Source organism: Gluconobacter sp. DsW_056 (assembly GCF_002153595.1).
In the GTDB taxonomy this organism is placed as follows: Bacteria; Pseudomonadota; Alphaproteobacteria; order Acetobacterales; family Acetobacteraceae; genus Gluconobacter; species Gluconobacter albidus.
The window spans coordinates 1-2,723 of sequence record NZ_JOPF01000019.1 but is presented as its reverse complement, the minus strand read 5'-3'; the positions used below and the strand labels follow the sequence as shown (position 1 = coordinate 2,723).

Sequence of the window (2,723 nt, the reverse complement as noted above, 5' to 3'; positions counted from 1 at the left end):
GGAGGAGTCGTTGTGTCTGAGTGAGGAGCGTTGTGGGCGAGTTGTCTTACAGTCTGGCGTTTGGCAGTCTGGTGGTTGACGCTGGAGCTGGCTTCTGATGCTGGCTGAAGTTAACCTGTTTGGCGTTTTCGTTGCTCCGCTTTCCATTTATGCCGTAGCGGCGGTCTTTGTAACGTTACTGCTGAGAAGCCTCCTGTGGCGCACGGGCGCCCTGGGATGGTTCTGGCACGTCGCTCTCTTTGAAATAGCGCTCTATGTCTGTGTTCTCTGTCTGCTCATCCTTTACGTCTAGGGAGGGTCAGCGATGAACTGGACCCGCAGTGTAATCCGTGTCCTGCTGACCCTTGTGGTGCTGGCGCTCGCCATCGGCCTGGGGCGGACGATGTGGGACATCTATGTCCTCGCCCCCTGGACCCGTGACGGCCGCGTGCGCGTCTATGTCGTAGACGCCGCCCCCGAAGTTTCAGGCACGGTCGTGGCCGTGCCGGTCGTGGACAACGAGTATGTTCACAAGGGCGATCCGCTCTTCGTGCTCGATCCGGTGCGCTTCCGCCTCGACATCGACGCCGCCCGCGCCCGTCTGGCCGGAGCCGAGGAAGACCTCAAGCTCCGCAGCTCCGATGCAAAGCGCCGCATGGGACTGGGCGGTATCGTCTCGGCGGAAGAACAGGAAGACTTCAACTCCAATGTCGAGACCCAGCGCGCCAAGGTCAACGCGGCCAGGGCCGAACTGAACACCGCCCTGCTTAACCTCCAGCGCTCCACGGTCTATTCGCCGGTGGACGGCTACATCACCAACCTGAACCTGCGCGTGGGTGATTACGCCCATGCCGGTCAGCCCGGTATGGCCGTGATCGACGCGCACAGCTTCTGGATCAACGGCTATTTCGAAGAAACGAAGATGCACGGCGTGCATGTGGGGGACGAAGCCCGCATCAAGCTGATGGGCTACAAACAGATCCTCATGGCGCATGTCGTGAGCATCGGCCGCGGCATCAACGACCAGAACGGCGTGTCCGACAAGCTGGGCCTGCCGGACGTCAATCCGATCTTCACCTGGGTGCGTCTGGCGCAGCGTATTCCGGTGCGTCTGGAACTCGACAGCGTACCGCCGAACATCACGCTGGCGGCCGGCATGACGGCCACGGTGACGATCGGGCGCGAAACGCCGGGCGCGCGCGGGCGTCTGACCACCTGGCTGCAGAACCACCTCTGATATGTCCCGCAAATTCCTGACCCTTGCCCTGAGTACCTGTCTGTCGCTGACGGCGTGTACGGTGGGGCCAAACTTCACGCCGGACCGGATCAAGGTGCCCGACGCCTTCGTCGAGCAGCCCCATCCCGCCACGGCCGATGCGCTGGCGCAGTCGGCGGCGGACATGAAGGACTGGTGGTCGCAGTTCCACGACCCCATGCTCAACGAGCTGGTGGATCAGGCGATCAAGGGCAATTACGACCTGCAGATCGCCTCGCAGCACATCATCGCCGAGCGCGCCGTCCGCCGTCAGGCACAGTCGGCCTGGTATCCGCAGCTCGACGTGGCCGCAGGTGGCGGCGATGACCGCTATTCGATCAATATCGACAACTGGCCGCTGCGTCCGGGCAATCCGGCCAACCGCCCCGAAGCTTCGGTCCTGACCTATGGCGCGCGGGCGACCTGGGAAGTCGATCTGTTCGGGCACATCGCCCGGCAGGTGGAAGAGCGCAAGCGGATCGTCGAGGAATCGATCGAGAACCGTCGGGGCGTTCTCCTGGCCCTGCTGGCCGAGATGGCGACGGACTATGTGACACTGCGCTCGGTGCAGGAGCGTCTGACCGTGACCGAGCGTGCCATCGACGTAGCCGTGCGCTCGCGCGAACTGACCGAAAAGCTCTACACCCATGGCCTCGGCAACACGCTGGCCGTGGCGCAGGCCCAGACGGAAGAACATCTCGAGCGCGCCCGTCTGGCGCCGTTGCACGAGCAGGAAGAGCGGCTGATGCATGCCATCGCCGTCCTTGTTGGCGACATGCCGGGCCAGCTTGAGGAAGAGCTGGAAAAGCGCCGTCCGATCCCCGATCTGCCGCGCTTCCCCGACAGCCTGCCGTCGATCGTGCTGGCCAACCGCCCCGATATCCGTGTGGCCGAGGCCGAATACGCAGCTGACACCGCGCGCGTGGGCATTGCGGTTTCGAACCTCTATCCGAAATTCATGATCCCGCTGACGTTCAACCCGAACGCTTCCGCCGCCTATCAGGCGTTCCAGGCGGGCGGCATGGCGTGGAGCTTCATGATGATGGCGACGCTGCCGGTCATTCATGGCGGCCGCTACACCGCCGCGATCGCGCAGGCCCGGGCCGAGGCCGAGGGCAGCCGTCTGAACTACCGCAAGACGGTGCTCAGGGCGTTCGCGGATGTCGAGGACGCGATGGGCGACTGGCGGCATAATGCCGAACTGGTCGAGCAGCTGAACCAGGCCTCCGTCGACGCCGGCCTCGCCCGCGACCGCGCCCAGAAGCTCTTCGGGGCCGGTCTGACCGGCTATCTGAACGTGCTGACGACCGAACAGACCGCCCTGTCCGCACAGGACCAGGCCGTCGTCGGACGTCTCGCCCGCGTCCGCAACGCCGTCGCCCTCTACATCGCCCTCGGCGCCGGATGGCAGGGAAAAGCCCTCACCGACACAAGGCTCCCCGTCGAAGTCAATCAGCAAAACGCTTTCGTCAGAGCTTTTACAAGGTAA

Annotated in this window: 3 protein-coding genes; all 3 read left to right on the top strand. The window is 64.0% G+C overall.

The genetic code is table 11. The features are described 5' to 3' along the window. Positions 1-97 precede the first annotated feature (97 nt). From HK22_RS13650 to HK22_RS13640, 3 genes are read left to right on the top strand one after another with little or no spacing between them, the layout of a single operon-like run. The gene (locus HK22_RS13650; protein WP_062026972.1) at positions 98-292 is read left to right on the top strand and encodes a DUF1656 domain-containing protein; all 195 of its coding nucleotides are present in this window, start codon (positions 98-100) and stop codon (positions 290-292) included. A 12-nt stretch (positions 293-304) separates the two neighbouring features. Next, positions 305-1,216 (top strand): HlyD family secretion protein, encoded by a 912-nt coding sequence (locus tag HK22_RS13645; protein WP_062026974.1) that lies wholly within the window; start codon positions 305-307, stop codon positions 1,214-1,216. A 1-nt stretch (position 1,217) separates the two neighbouring features. Further along, positions 1,218-2,723: an efflux transporter outer membrane subunit gene (locus HK22_RS13640; RefSeq protein ID WP_062026976.1), complete on the top strand. Its 1,506-nt coding sequence runs from the start codon at positions 1,218-1,220 to the stop codon at positions 2,721-2,723.

Excerpts from the sequence above, each read along its gene's own strand:
- HK22_RS13650 (WP_062026972.1), top strand. The coding sequence starts at position 98 with ATGCTGGCTGAAGTTAACCTGTTTGGCGTTTTCGTTGCTCCGCTTTCC.
- HK22_RS13645 (WP_062026974.1), top strand. The coding sequence starts at position 305 with ATGAACTGGACCCGCAGTGTAATCCGTGTCCTGCTGACCCTTGTGGTG.
- HK22_RS13640 (WP_062026976.1), top strand. The coding sequence starts at position 1,218 with ATGTCCCGCAAATTCCTGACCCTTGCCCTGAGTACCTGTCTGTCGCTG.